Origin of the sequence: Acinetobacter sp. ANC 3882, assembly GCF_022549545.1 — a bacterium.
Classification (GTDB): domain Bacteria; phylum Pseudomonadota; class Gammaproteobacteria; order Pseudomonadales; family Moraxellaceae; genus Acinetobacter.
In genome coordinates this window covers 108,722-129,002 of sequence record NZ_JAKZGB010000003.1, presented here as the reverse complement: position 1 = coordinate 129,002, position 20,281 = coordinate 108,722, and the positions used below count along the sequence as shown (strand labels likewise).

The 20,281-nt window shown below is 40.3% G+C and carries 18 protein-coding genes and 1 tRNA gene; 7 read left to right on the top strand and 12 right to left on the bottom strand.

Going from position 1 to position 20,281, the window contains the following annotated elements; genetic code table 11:
* Nucleotides 1-81: 81 nt before the first annotated feature.
* The 9 genes from dld to MMO42_RS08100 form a co-directional block, all read right to left on the bottom strand.
* Nucleotides 82-1,773, bottom strand: coding sequence for a D-lactate dehydrogenase (gene dld, locus MMO42_RS08140; RefSeq protein WP_241320006.1), 1,692 nt, complete (start codon nt 1,771-1,773; stop codon nt 82-84).
* 189 nt (nt 1,774-1,962) lie between these two features.
* The gene (locus MMO42_RS08135) at nt 1,963-3,153 is read right to left on the bottom strand and encodes an HlyD family type I secretion periplasmic adaptor subunit (protein WP_241320005.1); all 1,191 of its coding nucleotides are present in this window, start codon (nt 3,151-3,153) and stop codon (nt 1,963-1,965) included.
* 14 nt (nt 3,154-3,167) lie between these two features.
* A complete protein-coding gene (locus tag MMO42_RS08130; protein WP_241320004.1) occupies nt 3,168-5,291 on the bottom strand; it encodes a type I secretion system permease/ATPase in 2,124 nt (707 codons plus the stop codon).
* The gene (locus MMO42_RS08125) at nt 5,288-6,775 is read right to left on the bottom strand and encodes a TolC family protein (protein WP_241320003.1); all 1,488 of its coding nucleotides are present in this window, start codon (nt 6,773-6,775) and stop codon (nt 5,288-5,290) included. Before MMO42_RS08125 ends, MMO42_RS08130 begins: the two co-directional genes overlap by 4 nt.
* A 335-nt stretch (nt 6,776-7,110) precedes the next feature.
* Nucleotides 7,111-7,857: an LPS export ABC transporter ATP-binding protein gene (lptB, locus tag MMO42_RS08120; protein ID WP_004652734.1), complete on the bottom strand. Its 747-nt coding sequence runs from the start codon at nt 7,855-7,857 to the stop codon at nt 7,111-7,113.
* Entirely contained in the window at nt 7,857-8,405 is a 549-nt protein-coding gene (gene lptA / locus MMO42_RS08115) for a lipopolysaccharide transport periplasmic protein LptA (protein ID WP_241320001.1), read from the bottom strand. The genes lptB and lptA overlap by 1 nt, the downstream gene beginning before the upstream one ends.
* Nucleotides 8,389-8,940: an LPS export ABC transporter periplasmic protein LptC gene (gene lptC, locus MMO42_RS08110; protein WP_005295674.1), complete on the bottom strand. Its 552-nt coding sequence runs from the start codon at nt 8,938-8,940 to the stop codon at nt 8,389-8,391. The genes lptA and lptC overlap by 17 nt, the downstream gene beginning before the upstream one ends.
* Nucleotides 8,941-8,979: 39 nt before the next feature.
* Nucleotides 8,980-9,519, bottom strand: coding sequence for an HAD hydrolase family protein (locus MMO42_RS08105; RefSeq protein WP_005295676.1), 540 nt, complete (start codon nt 9,517-9,519; stop codon nt 8,980-8,982).
* A gap of 3 nt (nt 9,520-9,522) precedes the next feature.
* On the bottom strand, nt 9,523-10,500 hold the full coding sequence (locus tag MMO42_RS08100; RefSeq protein WP_241320000.1) for a KpsF/GutQ family sugar-phosphate isomerase: 978 nt from the start codon (nt 10,498-10,500) through the stop codon (nt 9,523-9,525).
* 375 nt (nt 10,501-10,875) lie between these two features.
* Between MMO42_RS08100 and MMO42_RS08095 the strand changes: the two genes are divergently transcribed.
* From MMO42_RS08095 to MMO42_RS08085, 3 genes are all read left to right on the top strand, one after another.
* The gene (locus tag MMO42_RS08095; protein WP_241319999.1) at nt 10,876-12,282 is read left to right on the top strand and encodes a cytosine permease; all 1,407 of its coding nucleotides are present in this window, start codon (nt 10,876-10,878) and stop codon (nt 12,280-12,282) included.
* A 108-nt stretch (nt 12,283-12,390) separates the two neighbouring features.
* Complete coding sequence (cysS, locus tag MMO42_RS08090) at nt 12,391-13,812, top strand: cysteine--tRNA ligase (RefSeq protein WP_241319998.1); 1,422 nt, start codon at nt 12,391-12,393, stop codon at nt 13,810-13,812.
* A gap of 62 nt (nt 13,813-13,874) precedes the next feature.
* Nucleotides 13,875-13,950, top strand: a tRNA-Gly gene (locus tag MMO42_RS08085).
* A 167-nt stretch (nt 13,951-14,117) separates the two neighbouring features.
* On the opposite strand, the gene MMO42_RS08080 is transcribed toward MMO42_RS08085, so the two are convergent.
* Nucleotides 14,118-14,879, bottom strand: a complete 762-nt coding sequence (locus tag MMO42_RS08080) for a phospholipase D-like domain-containing protein (protein ID WP_241319997.1) — start codon at nt 14,877-14,879, stop codon at nt 14,118-14,120.
* Nucleotides 14,880-15,221: 342 nt separating this feature from the next.
* On the opposite strand from MMO42_RS08080, the gene ykgO reads away from it, so the two are divergent.
* Nucleotides 15,222-15,347, top strand: coding sequence for a type B 50S ribosomal protein L36 (gene ykgO / locus MMO42_RS08075; RefSeq protein ID WP_081401646.1), 126 nt, complete (start codon nt 15,222-15,224; stop codon nt 15,345-15,347).
* Between the two features lie 108 nt (nt 15,348-15,455).
* A complete protein-coding gene (locus tag MMO42_RS08070) occupies nt 15,456-15,929 on the top strand; it encodes a copper resistance protein NlpE (protein WP_241319996.1) in 474 nt (157 codons plus the stop codon).
* A 96-nt stretch (nt 15,930-16,025) separates the two neighbouring features.
* On the opposite strand, the gene tsf is transcribed toward MMO42_RS08070, so the two are convergent.
* The gene (gene tsf, locus MMO42_RS08065; RefSeq protein WP_005145469.1) at nt 16,026-16,901 is read right to left on the bottom strand and encodes a translation elongation factor Ts; all 876 of its coding nucleotides are present in this window, start codon (nt 16,899-16,901) and stop codon (nt 16,026-16,028) included.
* A 140-nt stretch (nt 16,902-17,041) separates the two neighbouring features.
* Nucleotides 17,042-17,794, bottom strand: coding sequence for a 30S ribosomal protein S2 (gene rpsB / locus MMO42_RS08060; protein WP_004652723.1), 753 nt, complete (start codon nt 17,792-17,794; stop codon nt 17,042-17,044).
* A gap of 213 nt (nt 17,795-18,007) precedes the next feature.
* Between rpsB and map the strand changes: the two genes are divergently transcribed.
* Both map and MMO42_RS08050 read left to right on the top strand, forming a co-directional pair.
* Nucleotides 18,008-18,832: a type I methionyl aminopeptidase gene (gene map, locus MMO42_RS08055; protein WP_241319995.1), complete on the top strand. Its 825-nt coding sequence runs from the start codon at nt 18,008-18,010 to the stop codon at nt 18,830-18,832.
* A 205-nt stretch (nt 18,833-19,037) separates the two neighbouring features.
* Complete coding sequence (locus MMO42_RS08050) at nt 19,038-20,093, top strand: OmpW family outer membrane protein (protein WP_241319994.1); 1,056 nt, start codon at nt 19,038-19,040, stop codon at nt 20,091-20,093.
* The last annotated feature ends 188 nt before the right edge of the window (nt 20,094-20,281 follow it).

The window sequence follows — 20,281 nt, the reverse complement described above, 5'->3', positions numbered from 1 at the left end:
AAGAGGTGGTCAGCAAATAACGAGATGAAGGCTGATCCGAGATATCACTCAGCTTTAAAAACAGCCTGATTGTGTTAAGCCTTAACGCCAATACTTATATTTACTGGTTTTGCCTATCCCTGGATTAAAACTATTGGTTGGATCCAATTGTTTTAAATGCGTAGCATATTCAGAAGATGCTTGATAAAGATGACCGATATTATGTTCAGCGGGATATTTGGCACCGCGTTGCTGCAAATAGCTCAGTACTTCATCCTTAAACTGCTGAGCATTCACACCTTCTTTGAGCAGATAGTCTTGATGCAAGACAAAGCAAAAAAAGTGACCTGCACTAATTTCCATAATCACCTGTTGCTGAAGATGCTCAGGCAGCTCGATCAACCATTGCTGATCATTGCGTCTAAAGGCGACATCAAACGAGACCAAGCGTTCATTGGGATCAATTGCTGCACGATCACAGTAATAAACCATACAGCCGCCAACAGCAAAACGGATCAAAAAAACATTTTTCTCTTCTTTTTCATTACATTGAAAAAATTGCTCTGTTTGCCCCTGAAAAAAATCCATGAATAAATGCTTTAACTCATCATTTTGCTGCATATCGATTTTCAGCATCAGTAGATGCTGATATTTTTGCTGAAATGCCTGTAACCTCGGCTCAACCCATGTTGGTGTGAGACGATTAAACAACTGAATCAAACGATCTGTCATATTGCTTGGCAGTATCGGCACGCGTTTAAAAAGCGCATCTACTCGTGATTTCAACGACAAGAGCATCGGAATTTTTTCAGCTCCCCAGATCTCAATCGCCTTGTACATATGCTTGGCATAGCGTTGTGTATGTTCGAAGCTCTGTCGATGCATATATTCAGCTTGGCTGGGAAGTACAGACAAATGTTGCAATAAATATTTACGTAGCTGAATCAGTTCTGACGCATCATGACTTCCGATGAAATAGGTGCTGGTTTGCATCGCGGCTTCAAACGTCGGTAATCGAACAGCAAAAACTGCTAATTTACCCGAGCAGCCTGCACTCTCGTGTAAATATTCAGGATTGCCATTAAATCGGGTTGGTGTTGGAGAGATGGTATCACGCAAACTATCCGCATAATTGTCTGCCCAGATTCGTCCTGACCATGTAGCCGCTTGGCCCGTAACATACTTTTGCTGTTCTAAATTGCCAAAAATTTCCTCAGGCGTTTCACCTAAATCAATGCCTAGATGATTGACTAGAGTGAGCTTGCCCATGTCATCAATCTGGGCGAATAAAGATTTTTCAGTATAAGTCGGCCCACGATGAATTAAAGAACCACCTGAATTATTACAGACGCCACCGATCACGGACGCACCAATACATGAAGAACCAATCACTGAATGCGGTTCACGCTGATAAGGTTTGAGCGCATTTTCCAATTCGGTTAATGTGGTTCCAGGGAACGCAATCACTTGAGTGGCTTGCTCTAATAACTGTAAGCCCTTTAATTTTCGTGTACTAATAACTAAAACATCACGGTCATAATGATTAGAATCTGGAGTTGAACCACCTGTGACACCCGTATTCGCGGCCTGTAGAATCATGATCACATCATGTTTGACACAACACTCCAATATTTTCCAAAGCTCTAATAAGCTGTCAGGAATAATCACTGCTAAGGCTTCACCCTTTCCAACCCTAAACCCTTTTAAATAAGGTACCTTTGCGATTGCTGTGGTGAGAATCTGATAGGGTTTCAATACAGCTTTAAGTTCATAAATAATCAAATTATTTTGCATAACCATCCCTTTTTATCTTTTCAATTCCGTTCTAATTACGTGACTTTTCTAGTAATTCAATTTACTTTATCAGAACTGATCAATATTTGAATGGTGTAATCTTGTTATTTGAGATGCCTTCTTTCCAAAATTCATCTTTGTCGAGCGCAAAAAAACCTCGCATTGAGCGAGGTTTTTGATCCATAGAAATTAGCGTTCGCGTAAAGCTTCTTTGGCTTTATTAAACGGTTTCAACAAGTAATCCATAATAGTTTTTTGCCCCGTACGAATATCAACGGTTGCCACCATACCTGGGGTAATGCTAAAAGTTTTCCCTGCTTTGTTGTATAAACGGTCTGAATCGGTACGGATATATACACGATAATAGAATTGATCCTGCTTCACCTCATCACGAATGGTATCTGGTGAAATCACCGTAACCTTCCCGTTTAGGCCACCATAAATAGAATAATCATAAGCTGTAATTTTAACTAAAGCTTCTTGCCCTGGATGGATAAATGCAATATCTCGCGGTGAAATACGCGCTTCAATCAGCAACTTATCTTCCAAAGGTACAATCGTCATGAGCTTGCCATTTTGAGGAATGACACCTCCCAATGTGGTCACGTCAATTTCTTTAACTACACCACGTACTGGTGCTTTAAACACGGCACGTGCCAAGCTGTCATTTCGACCATTCACCACTTGTTGCTGAGTTTGAATATCAGTATTGGCCTTAGACAATTCTTCTCGGGCTTTTACATAATATTGATTTCGTGTGTCATTGATTTTATTGTTTAAATCATTGGCTTCACGCTTTAACCGTAATACCTCAACCTCGCTGGCTGCACCTTTCGCAACCAATGGCTCAGTCATCGCAAGTTCTTGACGTACCAGTTTAGAAGCCTGTTCATAACCTTCTATTGACTGGTCTAAATTGGCACGGCGAGACAAATATAGTGCCGTCTCTTCCTGTACAAGTTTAGGATTTTTCTGAACTTCCTCAGGGAAACTTAAAGGCGTACCATTCACTTCAGCACGTAAACGCGCTGCGGTTGCCTGCGCAGAAATCAGTAAAGATTTCGATTCCCCAACATTTGATGCAAGACGCGTAGGATCAAGCTGTGCAAGGACTTGCCCTTTCTCAACCACATCCCCTTCATTTACATCAAGCTTGGTTAGAATTCCACCTTCAAGCGATTGAATAATTTGTTCTTTTGAAGATGGAATGACTTTGCCCGTACCTGTCGAAACTTCTTCTAGATTAAATAACCACGCCCAGATTAAGAGTGAAAATAAGCCAATCCCAATCATCCAAACAACGAGCGTCGAACGAGGTAACTTAGGTTCCTTATAAGTTACATTCATTGGACGGCTGCTGTTTTGTTGTTGTTCACTCATAAATTTTCCTCTAATTAAACTATTTTTTGTTTTATTGATGATTGTTGTAAGACTTGTTCCACTGGTCCATCCATGACAATCTTGCCTTCATTCATGACAATAATTCGGTCAACCAATTCCAAAACAGCACGTCGATGCGTCGCAACAACTAAAGTTCGATAACCTAACCAAGTTCTCAAATGATCAATCAATTGTTTCTCAGCCACATCATCAATCGCAGCTGTTGGTTCATCTAACAACAAGATATTCGGTTGACGAATCAATAAGCGTGCTAGCAATAAAGCTTGTCGTTGCCCTCCAGAAAAACCAACGCCCCCTTCTAAAACTAAATGGTCTAAACCTTCTTTTTTCTCATGTACAAAGCTCAGTGCTCCAGTGACTTTCAAGGCTTTCAAAATATCTTCATCACGTGCTAAAGGTGCGCCAAGGGTCAAGTTTTCACGAATGGTGCCATAAAATAAATGTGAATTTTGATTGAGCAATCCCATATCACGACGGACATCAGCAGGGTCAATCAAACTAATATCTAAATCATCTAAATGCACCGAACCTGCATTCGGAAATTGCATCGCAGACAAAATTTGTAGGAGTGTTGATTTACCTGCACCATTCCGTCCCAAGATCGCAATGCGCTCACCTGCACGAATTTTAAGGTGAGGAATCGCAAGGCTTGGTCGTGGATCATCTTCCGTATATTGAAATGCAACATTTTTCAGTTCGTAGTCACCATGTAATACTTCTTTATGGACCAGATGTGCTTGATCGGCCTGATCAACCGGTTTCTTCATCAATTCATCAAGGCCTTTTTTCGCTACTTTTGCCTGCTGTAAACGACCTAAAATACCTGTGATTTGTGAAATCGGCGCCAACATACGAGAAGATAAAATCGAACAAGCAACCAAAGCACCCGTCGTCATATCACCTTTCATCACCGCAAAACAGCCTACTAGAATCACTGCTGCATAAGTTAAACCTTGAATTTTTTGTGTCCAAGCCGTAAGGATGCCCACAATTTTCCGCTGCTGCATACTGATATCAGCCGACACTTCATTCATATGGTTCCATTGGTTTTGGAACCGAGACTCAGCGCGTAATAACTTAATATCTTCAATCCCTTGTACAGCTTCGACCAAAATCGCATTACGAATCGAAGATTCACGCATCCCTTCTTGTGCCAACTGTGCCAATTTCTTTTGAGCCAAAATCGCAGGTAAGATCATTAAAGGAACCACCAACAGCATGACCCAGAATAAGTTGCCACCAATCACTGCAAAAATTACGAGGAATAAGAAGAAGAATGGTAGATCTGCAATTGCCCCCATCGTTGTTGAGGTCACCAACTCACGTACACCTTCTAGTTCACGAATTTGTGAAATAAAGGTCCCTGTCGATTTAGAGCGTTCGCTATTTTTAATTCTCAGCGCATGACCGAAAACTCGATCCGAAATGCGTAAATCCGCACGTTTACCAATAATATCGGAAATGTAAACACGGGATAGTCTGAGTACAAACTCGAAAATGGCCGCAATCAGTACACCACCCGCCAGTACCCAAAGCGTAGGGATGGATTGCGATGGCACCACACGGTCATAGACTTGCATGGAAAAAATGATGGTCGCCAATGCCAAGATATTGGCAATCATGGACGCCAACATGATATCGATATAACGTTTCCAGTCTTGCAACACAATGGACCAGAACCAACTCTGCTCAAAAGGCTTGATATATTCGTCAACACGCGCATCAGGAACAGACTGTTCAGGACGAAGGACATACACATTCTTGATAATATGTTTTAACGCACCAACAGCAAATTTCTGTGATAGGCCTTGATCACCACTGAGCTGGATACTGACATGACCCGCTCCGTCAGCCTTATCAATGACGCCCACCTGCCCATCAGCCAGTTCGACTAGAACAGGCAATCTCCAAGGGTTGATCACCTCATTAGTAAAAGCAACCTTTCTGAGGTTTAAGCCAATTTGTCGACTAATGAGCACCAGAACTTCATCCAAATTTTGGTTCTGGTTCCAGTCAAGTTGTAAACGAATCCGTTCCTCAGAGGGTTCAATTCGATAATGCTTGGCAATGGTTAAAATTGCTTGTAACCATGGCTGATAAGTTGTTTTTGTAATCATGGCTGTACCTCAAATCCTTGAATTTTTATATTATTGAGGTCATAGGCTTGTCGAGAACGTCCTGTTGCAGCGATGTATTGTGCAATACTGCTGTAAATGTCGTAACGTGCTGTTTCTGCCTCTGAATTCGCACTATGAATCGCTTGTTCTGCATTGAGCAGATCGACCAAAGTTCGTGTTCCCAATTTATATTGTTCTTGATAAAGTTCTCGGGTTCGTATTGTTGTTGCTTGTTGTCCTGCCAACACCTGCATTTGGCGTTGCTTGTTTTCAATTTGTTCTCGACTGGTTCTGATCTGATCCAGTACTTTTAAATAAACTGCATTCACCTGTGCTTTTGCTGCCTCTTCAGCAAAACTGGCAGCTCTTGTTTTTGAGGCGGTTGCTCCCCCTTGATAAAACTGACTGCTGGCTTCAAACATAATGGCGCTATCAAAGCCACCCTCTTTATCATTGCCTGGATTTCGTCCATGCAATGCCTGACTCAGCTCACCTTTTAAAGCCAGTGTTGGATAATTACTTACCTGTGTCTGTAATTTTTGATTACGTGCAACTTCAATTCCAGCCTGTGCTGCAATCATTTGTGGAATGGTATTAAACTGCGGTGGTGCATATAAATCGGACTGTTTCACAAACTCATCTGAAATTGCCCATTGTGTATTTCGGGCATCAAAACCTAACAAAGTATACAAATGCTGCTGGTATTGGCCCAATAAGGATTGCTGCGCGATCATCGCGGATTGTGCCGATTGCAAGTAGGATTGTGCTTGTATTGGATCGGCCTGACTGCTGATCCCTGCATTTGCTCGCAGGTTTGCCATTTCTTGAATACGTTTAATCCCTGCAATCTGCTGATTGGCAATTTGGATTAACTTTTGATAACGCTGAATATTAATGATGGTTTGTGCAGCATCTAAGGAAATATCGTCAATTTTCACCAGTACATTGGCTTGTCCAACCAAAACTTTAGCTTTTTCGACATCAACCCCAGACTTAACTTTACCGAAGTCATAGATCATTTGAGTGGCACTTAAGGTGAGTAACTGCTGACCACGCGTGCTTTTTTTACCTAAGTCACCTGTGCTTACTCCACCACCCACTTGTGGGTAGTAACCCGCTTTTGCAACATCAATATTGGCATTTTGTGATGCCAGCGCTGCAATCCCTTGAGAGATTTCAGGATTCCTTTGTACTGCAATCTGTACAGCATCTTTCAACACTTTCCGTTGATTCTGCCAAAAAGCAGCAGGAACCATATCTTGCGGACGCCCAGAACCAACAACAGGCAAATCACTACCCAGAGAAGCATCTACAGAAAAATTACTCAATTTCTGCATTTGAGCCACTTTAAACTCATCACTACTTTTGGGGACAAAAAGCTTAGAAATATTGTTCTTTAAAGTGTGATACTGTTCACTCGGTGTTGTTGCATGTGTCATTGGCACAGATAGCGTTGCTACATAAAGTAACCACTTAAAATCCATACTTTTTTTCCATGATCCATTATTCACTTTTATATCGTTCTGCAAGTTCATATTTTTTTCGTATTGTTATCATTTCAGCATTTTCATTTTAAGCATTTTTTTATAAAAAACACTACGTTCGACACACAATTTCGTCGCTAGTTATGTGTATATTTTTGTAAATCAGTTCACATTTTTATAGATTATGCCTAGATAATTAAATTTATAAAATAGTTATCTATCAATAGATTATTTAAAAACTTTCATATTTCCATTTAGACAAGTCAAGCTTTTAAAAATTTCGGCATAAAAAAAGAACCTCGCGGTTCTTCTTTAAAAAGTGACAATCGGTTGATTTAAACGACGAAGTCATCACCTAAATACACTTTACGCACTTGCTCATTATCTAGAATTTCTTGTGGTGTACCCTCTGCAATCACAGAACCCTCACTCACAATATAGGCTTTCTCACAAATCGCAAGCGTTTCACGCACGTTATGGTCGGTAATCAGCACACCAATGCCACGATCTTTAAGCGTCTGGATAATATCTTTGATATCACCCACAGAGATAGGATCAACACCTGCAAAGGGCTCATCCAACAGCATGAACTTTGGATCAGCAGCCAGAGCGCGTGCAATTTCCGCACGACGACGTTCACCGCCTGACACGCTCATTCCCAATGAGTCTTTAATATGATTGATTTTAAAGTCACTTAACAATTCATTCAGACGTTGTTGGCGTTGCTGTTTGTTCAAATCTTTACGGGTTTCTAAAATTGCCATAATGTTTTCAGCAATCGTCAACTTCCTAAAGATAGAAGCTTCTTGCGGCAAATAACCAATACCCTTACGCGCACGTTCATGCATCGCGAGATCAGACAAGTCAAGGTTATCTAAATGAATCTCGCCTTTGTCCATACGAACAAGACCGACCACCATATAGAAGCTCGTCGTTTTACCAGCACCATTCGGTCCAAGCAAACCCACAATCTGTCCACTTTGCATGGTAAAAGATACATCTTTTACCACCCAACGTTTACTGTAGTTTTTGGCTAAGTGCTTAATACAAAGCGTTTGTGGTTGCTGCACTGATTGTTCCATTAATCACGCGCCCCTGGAAAACTTTTTGAACTTGAAGGTGGAATAATAATTTGCACACGATTGCTTGAAGAACCTTGTGCTTCAACATCACCTTTGTTCATGCTGTATTTTAAACTATTACCACGAATACTTGAGCCATCCTGCAACAGATAAGCCTTACCCGTTAAGGTAAGAATACCTGTATCAGCGTTATAGACTATGGTCTGTGCTTCACCACGCGCTAAACCCTTATTCGCATCCATTTGCTGCTGAAACTTCGCAGGCTGACCTTTCGCGGTAATAATTTGAATCTCTTTTTTGCTATTTAAATTTGCCACAATCGAGTCAGCCTGAAGCTTCATCGTACCTTGCTCGATCACAACATTACCAGTATAAGTGGTCACACCACTTTTATCGTTATATGTTGCACGATCAGCAACCAAAGAAAGCTGTTGATTACGGTCTGATGGCAAGGCAAAGCTTGCCGCAGAAGAAAATGCAACAACGGCAACACAAGTGACTTGTTTCAGGAAAGTAGAACGAGATTTAGAATTAAGAACTTGGCGCATACTTTCCTCGAATTTTATAAAATTCATATTGACCATTATTTAAATTAGCCTTGAGACCTTGACTCACAAACTCAGCTGACGGTGATTGAACCGTGACTGGATGTTGCGTTTCAAGCTCTCTGGTTTTTGGGTAACCTGTGAGTTCATCAGTATGAAACTCCATTTTGTTTCCCTGATCGGACAACTTTGTCGCAACAACATCACCAATCAGTATGACTTTACTATTGTCATCATAGCCATTGGCTTTTTTTGCATAAAACGTTGCGTCCGGTTTGCCCTGTTTGTACATCACTGCATTCAGTTGATCAAGCGTAGACGTTTTCAATTGCATATTTTGCTGCAACTGTTTGACTTCAGCTCGGATATACAAATTACCCTGCTCATCCGTTTGGGTTAAATGAACACCCTGTGCTGAATAAGTCATATTCTTTGCAGAATCAACATCCAGCTTTTTTGCTTTGCCACTGTAATAATAATAGCCACCACTGACAGCAGCGACGGCAACAGCAACAACATATAAAATTTTGGTATCCATAAACAGGGTTACCTAACCTTTGAGCAAATCAACAGTATATTAATGTGGTACCGCAAGATATTTTTCAAGCAGTTCTTGGTAAACACCTTTTGCCATCAACAACATATCGCAAACTTCGCGAACTGCTCCACGACCACCCATTGCTTGAGTCACCAAGTTAGCACGACGGCGTACTTCCTCATGTCCATTTGGTACGGTGACTTTCATACCCGCGATAGCAAATGCAGATAAATCAGGCCAGTCATCGCCCATATAAATACATTCTTCAGGCAATAACCCTAATTGGGCACAAGCTTCACGCAATGCAACGCCTTTGTCCTCACGCCCTTGAAAAATCAGATCAACACCGAGATCAGACATGCGCTTTTCAACAATCTGACTTTTGCGTCCTGTGATGATAATCACTTTCATACCAGCTTTTTGGACCAGTTTCATTCCCAAGCCATCACGGATATCAAATGATTTAAGCTCATCACCTGAATTGGTTAAAGTAACAAAGCCATCGCTTAAGATTCCATCCACATCAAGCACCAGTGCCTGTAAATGACGTGCTTGTTCTTGTAAAGCATAAGATGCCATGGCTTAATTTACTCCTGCCTGAATAAGGTCATGCATACTAATCACACCAATGACTTTATTGGCATCATCAACCACCACGAATTGATTCACTTTTTTCTCATGCATTTTTTCTAATGCCTTCACTGCTCTTGCTTCCTGAGAAATCGTAAGGGGGTTTTTGGTCATCACTTCAGAAACAAGCAAACTCACATCAAAACCTTGTTGCTGATCAATCATTCGGCGTAAATCACCGTCTGTGAAAATACCCAATAACGTGTCATTTTCATCGACGATGGTGGTTAAACCTAAGCGCTTATCCGAAATTTCATATAACACTTTGTTCATTGGCGTATCAGGTCGAACTTTAGGCAGTTCATCACCTGTATGCATCAAATGCTTTACATGCAAAAGCAAACGCTTGCCTAATGCTCCCGCTGGGTGTGAGCGTGCAAAATCATCAGCGGTAAATCCACGTGCTTCCAACAATGCAACAGCAAGAGCATCACCCAAAACTAAAGTCGCAGTCGTACTTGAGGTGGGTGCCAAACCGAGAGGACACGCCTCATCTGCCTCGCCTAGGGTCAGGGCAACATCTGCATTTTGTGGCATCGGCCCTTTATCATCACGGCTGATGGTGATTAACGGCACTTCTAAATGTTTGATTAATGGCATCAACATCATGATTTCATCACTCTTACCCGAGTTAGAAATCGCAATCAGTACATCACCACGTACCAGCATACCCAAATCACCATGCCCAGCTTCACCAGGGTGCATAAAGAATGAGGGTGTGCCTGTCGATGCAAAGGTAGCTGCCATTTTACGGCCAATATGACCAGATTTGCCCATACCCGTAATCACAACACGCCCTTTGCATTGCAAAAGTATTTCACATGCAACATCAAAACGTTCATCAATTTGGGCAGCAAGGACTTCGATTGCTTGTTGTTCGACACGCAATGTTTCTAATGCGCTTTTCTGGAAATCTATGGCTTGTGACATATGAGTTTGACTCAAAATAATACTCTATCCACCTGATGGTAGATGATTTTAATCAAAAGAATGGTGGAGATTCTAGCATATTTGCACATCATACACGTTTCTAAATGTATAAGTTTTCATGAAAAATGGAGAGCGTTTCAGGGTGTAATCGCCCATCACAAATGTGTGTTAACTACAAAATTTTCGTCATTATTAGCCGTATAGGATTTACGGCTTAACCATGGACAGAAGGCTTACCTTTCTTAACACAAATAAATTTGCTCGAATTTAAAACAAGTTGTATATACATATACACATTAGATCATACATGAGTATACCAAACCCCAATCATGTATTTTCCATAACAATCAATGCTTCATGGATCAGGAGTAAAAGATGAGCTCATTGGATGAGAAAGAAAAGCACCAGTTTGTTGAAAACCGAAGTATTGACTTCATTCCAGAACATGAACGACATGGCAGTGTATTTGGTCAATTTACCCTGTGGTTTGGCGCCAATTTACAAATAACCGCAATCGTTACGGGTGCTTTGGCCATTGTGCTTGGCGGCGATGTGTTTTGGTCCATTATTGGCTTGTTTATTGGACAATGTTTTGGCGCTATTGTGATGGCTTTACACGCGGCACAAGGTCCAAAGCTTGGCCTTCCACAAATGATTTCAAGCCGTGTGCAATTTGGGGTATATGGTGCTTGTATTCCAATCCTCTTGGTTTGCCTGATGTACATCGGGTTTACAGCCACAGGTGAAGTTTTGGCGGGAAAAGCTATCGCACAATTGATCAATGTCAGCAGCACAACGGGTATTTTAATTTACGCATCTTTTATTGTGATCTTTGCAACCATTGGTTATCGCTTAATCCACTGGGTCGGAAAAGTTGCCAGTGTGATTGGCGTCATTGCATTTTTGATTATTTTGAGCCAAATTCTGACTCATTCAAATTTTTCAGCCTTAATGGCAGTTCAAAAATTTAGCTGGCCATCATTTTTATTGGCAATTTCGCTTTCAGCCTCTTGGCAAATCTCATTCGGTCCTTATGTGGCTGATTATTCCAGATATCTACCATCAAATACCTCCTCCACTCGTGTCTTTCTGGCTGTTGGTTTAGGTTCACTCCTCAGTTCGCAAATCTCCATGACTTTAGGGGTATTTATTGCACAGATTTCACAAGGTGGCTTTGTCGGAAATGAAGTGCAATATGTGGTGGGTATGAATGCAGCCGCTCTGGTAATTACTTTTTTATATTTCAGCATTGCTTTTGGCAAAGTCACCCTGTCGACGCTGAATGCTTATGGTTGCTTCATGTGTATTGCAACCATTTGGAATAGCTTCAAACCCAAATATCAAATTTCCAAACTCACGCGGTTATGTATCGTACTCAGTATGGTTGCTATTTCCACCATGATCGCCATCTTGGGTGAACATACCTTCTTAAATACCTTTAAAGCATTTATCCTGTTCTTGCTCACCTTCTTTATCCCGTGGAGTGCAATTAATTTAGTCGATTACTATTTTATTTCTAAAGAAGAGTGCGATGTGGCCGCATTATATGATCCGAACGGAAAGTATGGCCGCTGGAATAGTATTGGTATTGGCTGCTATGTGATGGGTGTTTTATTACAACTTCCCTTTATTCACAGTAAGTTTTTTACGGGTACAATCGCCACAGCTTTAGGTGGTATAGATATATCTTGGCTGGTCGGTATTTTGGCAACAGCGGTGATTTATTATTACTTTGCCAAAAAGGCCCAGCTTCGAGCGACCAGTAAATTCAGTTTTGAATAAAGAAAAATATTGCGAACCAAGACCATCTTTTTTCTCCTGATAACTTTATGAAATATGGTGCATACGTTATGATGAATAACGATTTTTGTAGAGTGTTTGAAAACCCTTATGCAACCTTTTGTTCTATATAATTCTGAGCAACGTAAAAAAGTTGAATTTGTCCCACGCAAAGAAGGTCAAATCGATATGTATGTCTGTGGTATGACAGTCTATGACTACTGTCATATCGGACACGCTCGAGTTATGGTTGCATTTGATTACATCATTCGCTTCTTACGTAGCCAAGGCTGGAAAGTTCGCTATATCCGCAACATCACTGACATTGATGACAAAATTATTGCGCGTGCCAATGAAAATGGTGAAAGCATCCAGCAACTCACTGCACGCTTTATCAATGCCATGAATGAAGATGCAGCTAACTTAGGCTGTGCTGCCCCAGATGAAGCGCCAAAGGCAACTGAGTATATTGATCAGATGCAAAGCATGATCAATACCTTAGTTGATAAAGGTGCTGCTTACCCTGCTGCCAATGGCGATGTCTATTTTGAAGTCACCAAATTCGATAAATACGGTCGTCTATCTGGCCGTAAATTGGATGACATGCAAGCGGGTGCTTCAGAACGCGTTGATGTTGAAGTTGAGAAGAAACACCCATTTGACTTTGTTCTTTGGAAACATGCCAAGGAAAATGAACCCGCTTGGGCATCACCTTGGGGCAATGGCCGTCCAGGTTGGCATATTGAATGTTCTGCAATGTCGACTTGCTGCTTAGGCAATCACTTTGATATTCATGGGGGTGGTTCAGACTTGATGTTCCCGCACCATGAAAATGAAATCGCACAAAGTGAGGCTTCAACCGGTGAACAATATGTAAACTATTGGATGCATGTTGGTTTCATCAATGTCGATGGTGAAAAAATGTCTAAGTCTTTAGGCAACTTTTTTACCATTCGTGATGTAATGGAAAAATTCCATCCAGAAGTGATTCGCTACTTCATTGTGTCATCACATTATCGTAGTCCAGTAAACTTCTCTGATGTGGCCTTAAAAGAAGCTAAAACAGCGCTGAGCCGTTTCTATCATTCATTTAAAGCTTATCAACAGGTCTATGGCCAAAAAACTGTTGAGCGCTTAGAACAGAGCTTTGTTGAACGTTTTAACAATGCCATGTGTGATGACTTTAATACTGCTGAAGCCATGGCGGTCCTTTTTGAGCTCAACAAAGAACTGAATCGTGCGGTTAAAGATGAACAGGCTGAGCAAGCCACACTGCTTTACTCTACCCTGCGCCACTTAGCCAACATTCTTGGTTTAGTCCAACATGACGTTGATGAATTCCTCAAATCAGATATTGGTCAAGAAGCACTTACCCTTTCTGATGCTGAAATTGAGAATTTTATCCAACAGCGTGTTGATGCGAAAAAAGCCAAAGACTTTGCTCAAGCAGATGGCATTCGTCAGTCTTTATTAGATCAAGGTGTGGTTTTGGAAGATACGCGTCAAGGTACAATTTGGCGACGTGCTGATTAATTCAACACTTAGCATTATAAAGAGTTGACACTTGAATGAAACTCTCTATAATGCGTCCTATTGCGGGAATAGCTCAGTTGGTAGAGCATAACCTTGCCAAGGTTGGGGTCGGGAGTTCGAGTCTCCTTTCCCGCTCCAGATTCAAAAAAGCCCTCATCGAAAGATGAGGGCTTTTTTTATTTACTCCAATTTTAATCCACACAAGGCACTCAACAACCCAAAAGTAATTATAACGATTTTAGAAAATCTGAATGCAGGGACCAAGGTAACATAATTGAAACGTAACAATTAAAGACGTTATATATTCACTTAATATTTAATATCTTAATAAACTCTTTTGCAAAAGCTTCTGACTGTTCTCTTTGCTCGATTATCGTAATATTTTCACTATTAAAACTCGCTTTATTAGTCCAGTTAAATGACCCAGTAATAACTTTTTTTAAATCAATAACACAAAATTTATTATGCATGATATTTTTATATACAGCATTTGTAGGTGAAATCTTATGATATTCCATTTTCGATTCTTCAAAAGCAATCCCCCTTGTTCTTGTTAAATCATCATCATTTACGATAATTCTTACATTTACTCCTTTTTTATGCTGTTCATAAAGCGCCTTCGCAATCGGACGGGATGTAAACCAAGCTACGGCAACCCAAATTGAGAATTGAGCCAAACCTATATGTTCAATAATTGCATTCTCAATATCCTCAAAAACAGGTTTTATAGTAGCTCCTTCTAGCATCTCTCCAGCGTTCAATCTGTAGATATCATCTACCCCTTTTTCTAATACATACCCATCGTGTTTTAATATTTTATTTATTAAACTCGCCCGATGATCAGGATTAGAACACCTTCTATCATCTACCAATGTCTCAATAAACCCTTTTAAATGAATAGTCCCATTAATTTCTGATATTTTATTTTTTGCATAATCTTTTCTTGATGGGAAAGATGATGCTTTATTCATCGTATGATAATCATCCCGAGAACCAAAGATATTAAAAAGATCGACCAACTTAGGACCTGATAAATAATCTGGGGATGTATCCGCAATTGTAATCATGGCCAATTCAGATATAGATAAGGGTGAAAGATTCATAATTTATATAAGCGCTTATTTTTGTTCTTAAAAATTATACTTTACATATAAAAAAATTGTAAAAAATCCTCGATATAAAGAACACAAGACATTGTTTTTTTATAAAACATAGCCTTACCAAGGTTTTTGGTCGCTAGTTTAAATCTCAGCTCTCACTCCAAATTCAGAACACCCTCATCGAAACATCTGAACCTTTTTATTATCGGCAAATATCTCCCCTAACCCTATTATCAAAAAATCAGACAAACTTTACACGCCCCAATTAATGTAATAGTATAACATTACATTAACTACAGAGACTTAAAAATGAAAGTTTGCTCATCCCTTAAAAGTGCAAAGCGTCGTAGCCCTGATTGCCAGATTGTAAAACGTCGCGGCAAGTTATTTGTCATCTGCAAATCCAATCCTCGCTTCAAAGCAAGACAAGGTTAACTTGTCTTGCTTTACCAAAGATTAAACAACCCTTACATTCCCTTACTACCATTTCTCCTTTAAATTTCATAACTTAGATATTACTGTTTTCATGAGGTTATATCTAAGATGAAAAAATCACTAATCGCAATTTCTTTGGCATCTATTTTTTTAGTTGCATGTAATAAAGCAGAAACCCCAAAAACAGATGAGCAAACGCCTCCAGCAACTTCAACCGAAGCCACTTCTGAAGTTGTAGATGGTGCACATACTGCAGAAAACTCATTAGACTGGAATGGTACATATACAGGTGTAGTTCCATGCGCAGATTGTGAAGGGATCAAAACCGAGCTTGAACTCAACCAAGATAAAACATTTGAGTTAAAAGAGACTTATCTTGGCAAAGGTGATGGTAAAGCGTTTGAAAGCAAAGGTAGCTTTAACTTCGATAGCCAAAACACCTCAATTATTGAGCTAGACAAAGCTGGTGATGGCCGTAAATACTTTGTTGCTGAAGGCTACTTAAAAGCTTTAGATACTGAAGGCAAAGAGATCACAGGCGAATTAGCAGAGAAATACGAACTTAAAAAAGAAGCTGAATAACCAGTAGGACCTCCGAAATCCATAAGTCAAAATGAGATTTTAGCAGGCAATAAAAAAACCCAGTCACAATGACTGGGTTTTTTTAGAAGATACGAATTACTTCGCAGCAGCTTGAGCAGCAGCAACTTCTTCTGCAAAGCTCATTTCAGCTTTCTTCTCAATACCTTCACCCACTTCGAAACGAGTGAATTGAGCAACAACAGTACCCGTTGCTTTTAATACATCAGCAACTTTCTTGTCGTTATCGATTACATACATTTGACGATCAAGAGCAACTTCATTCAAGTATTTTTCAACTGAACCAGTTACCATTTTCTCAACGATGTTCGCTGGTTTACCAGATTCTAACGCTTTCGCTTCAGCAATTTCTTTTTCTTTAGCGATCAAGTCAGCTGGAACAGCTTCTGCATTTACAGCAACTGGGTTGAACGCAGCAACGTGCATTGCAATACCTTTACCAGTGTCAGCATCACCTGTGTAAGAAACAACAACACCGATTTTTAAACCGTGTTTGTAAACAGCCAAGTTTTCGCCTTCAACGATTTGAGCACGACGAACTTGAATGTTTTCACCGATTTTTTGAACAAGTGCAACACGCGCTTCTTCTACAGTTGCGCCGTCTTCAAGTTTAAGTTCAGCAATTTTTGCAGCATCAGTTTCGCCAGCAGCAAGTGCAGCAGCAGCAACTTTATCAGAGAAGTTTTTGAAGTTTTCGTCTTTAGCAACGAAGTCAGTTTGACAGTTAACTTCAACAAGAATTGCTTTGTTACCGTTTTGAATAATAGTGATCGCACCATCAGCAGCAATGTTACCTGCTTTTTTAGCAGCTTTTGCTTGACCTGATTTACGAAGGTTATCAATCGCAAGTTCGATGTCACCGCCTGCTTCTGTTAATGCTTTTTTGCATTCCATCATTGCAAGACCAGTACGGTCACGTAATTCTTTTACCATGCTCGCAGTAACTGCAGTCATGTTGATCTCCTAAAATCGGTAGAAAATAAATCTGTTCAACAAAAACGGCCCAAAGAAACTCTGGGCCGTTTGCACTCTCGACGCTTTAATTTGCCACCATTACATGTCGCAAAAATGACAAGCTTGCGTCAAAAAACGCATTAAGCCTCAGATGCGTCTTTCGCAGCATCGTCGCCTTTTGCTTGTGCATTAGCTTGTGATTGAGCGTATTCTTTACCAGCAAGAATCGCATCAGCCATAGCTGAAGCATACAAAGTTACCGCACGAATCGCATCGTCGTTACCCGGAATAACGTAATCAACGTTGTCTGGGTTAGAGTTTGTATCAACGATACCGATTACAGGAATACCTAAGTTTTTCGCTTCTTTGATTGCAATCGCTTCGTGATCAACGTCGATTACAAATAATGCGTCAGGTAAACCACCCATGTTCTTAACGCCGCCTAAAGCACGTTCAAGTTTTTCCATCTCACGAGTACGTTCTAAAGCTTCACGTTTAGTAAGCTTAGCAAAAGTACCGTCTTGAGATTGAGTTTGAAGATCTTTTAAACGGTTGATAGATTGGCGAAGTGTTTTCCAGTTCGTCAACATACCACCTAACCAACGGTGATCTACATATGGTTGACCAGCGCGTTGAGCTTGTTCACGGATGATGTTAGAAGCAGCACGTTTAGTACCAACGAACAATACTTTGTTCTTTTTGCTTGCAAGATTGTTAACAAAGTTCAAAGCATCATTTAACGCAGGAACAGTGTGCTCAAGGTTGATGATGTGAATTTTGTTACGCGCGCCAAAAATGTATTGACGCATTTTTGGGTTCCAGAAACGAGTTTGGTGACCAAAGTGTGCGCCTGCTTGAAGAAGGTCGCGCATGCTTACGTTGTAATCTGCCATTTTCTTTACCTTAAAGTTTGGGTTAGGCCTCCATATATCCGCATTCTCCACCTATTGCTAGGCACCCAGAGTAATGTGTCGATATATGTGCGGATTTTGTACGACTATCATTATCAGATATTTTCGTAAAATATATTCACGAAAAGCATTTGATAAAATAGGCGGCTATTTATACCATAGACACTTGCAAATTACCAAAAGTTTTTAGAGATCATGAATACAACTTATACAGCCCCACGCCGATTAATCAAAACAGCTGAAGAAATTGAAAAGATGCGTGTTGCAGGGAAATTGGCGGCTGAAGTTCTAGACATGATTAAACCGCATATTAAAGCGGGTGTGAGCACACTAGAACTCGATACAATCTGTCGCAATCATATTGAAAATGTTCAACACGCGATTCCTGCCTGTGTAGGTTATGGTGCTGCACCAGGTCGCCCTGCTTTTCAACATTCAATTTGCACTTCGGTGAACCATGTGGTTTGTCATGGTATTCCATCTGAAAATAAAACATTAAAAAACGGCGATATTCTGAATATTGATGTAACGGTCATTAAAGATGGTTATCACGGCGATACCAACATGATGTATGTGATTGGTGGTGAAACCTCTATTCTTGCAAATCGTCTGTGCTCAGTGGCCCAAGAAGCGATGTATCGCGGGATGGCAACCGTTAAAGATGGTTCATACCTTGGTGATGTAGGTTATGCAATTCAGCAATATGTTGAATCTGAGCGTTTCAGTGTTGTCCGTGAATATTGTGGCCATGGTATCGGCAATGTTTTCCATGATGAACCACAAGTTTTACACTATGGGCAAAAAGGCACAGGTATGCGCTTAGAAGCTGGCATGACCTTTACCATTGAACCAATGGTAAACGCAGGTGTTTGGCAAACCAAGCTTTTAGGTGATAAGTGGACGGTCGTCACAAAAGATCACAAATTGTCGGCCCAATATGAACATACGATTTTGGTAACAAAAACAGGCATTGAAGTTTTGACTGCTCGTCCTGAAGAAGACTTATCTCGTTTTATGTAATTCATTTCATTTAAATTTTTTTTAAAAAGTCACCTCGGTGGCTTTTTTTATATATTCACAATTTCTTCATCAATTTATTTAAATCAAACAAAAAGATTCATAAGCATAACAATTATAAAATTTAACTAAACAAAGCGTGTATAAAAATAGCGTTATGGTGGGCGCAAGAAAAATCCTAAATATTTTTTGGACATGGAGTCCCACGATGATGAAGAAGTCATTCGCTTGCCTGCTTACAGGTTTATGTGCCCTACCCACAGTTGTTTTCGCAGACTCACCATATTTCAGTCTAAAAGATGGTGATGGTTTTAAACGCTTTTCTGTTTCCGCGGGTTGGTTACACGCCATGCCTCAAGGAAGCGCAAATCCAGTCAATATCAATACCAGTGTTGCTGAAGGAACGACATCCAAAGTTGGTGATGTTTCTAAACAAGCCGTACTTGCTGCCGCCGATCGGGATTCAAACAAACTTCTTTATGATGCCATCAAAATACAACCCTTGGATCCAGTCCCGGGTCTTTTGACAGGAACCGCAACTGTAAATGGCCTCTCAAATTGGCAAAGCCAAGGAACAGGCTTAGAAGCAGATAAAGTTGATACTGTAGGTATTATGGCTAATTACCATTTTACCGATAATATCTCTTTAGAAGTTAAAGCAGGTATACCACCAAAAGTTGATATCAAAGGTAAAGGTGACATCTACGCGCCATTAACTGGTAAAGCTGACACAGCCCTCGGATCAATCGGTTTAAAGCAGGACATCCATATCACCGATCTTACCCAAGGCGATAAAGCAGCAACAGCACGTGCTTGGTTACCTGCTGTTGAACTGCATTACCAATTTGGTAAATCAGGTGTGAACAAATTCCGCCCTTATGTTGGTGCAGGTGTGATGTATGCTTATTTCAATGATTTAAAAATCAACTCAGGAATTGAGTCTGACTTAGTCAAAGCAGGTCACATGATTCAAAACATTCATGATGGTAAAGCCGGTGCTGCCTTAGATGGTAAGACATCCTCTGCTGATCCAATCGTAAAACTTAAAGCAACAGATACCTTTGCCCCAATTGTGACTTTAGGTGCAACTTATGACTTTAATCCGAATTGGTTTGCAGTTGGTTCTGTGTCTTATTCAAAAATGAATAATGAAGCAAAAATTTCTGTGACTGACCGCAATACAGGTAAAGAGTTAATTCGTGCCAATACCAAAATTGATATCGATCCACTAATCACTTATGTCGGTGTCGGCTATCGCTTCTAAATCTCATTTCACTTAAAAAGCAGCATCAGCTGCTTTTTTTGTGATCTTTAAAAATACTATGATCAAAAATCATGCACCAAGAAAAATCAATTTTCAGACGCTTGTCTAACATCAATATGCAAAACCATCTTGCCATTTCTTACAAATATGTAGCTTGCCCCACCCAATATTCCTATAAACACCTTGAT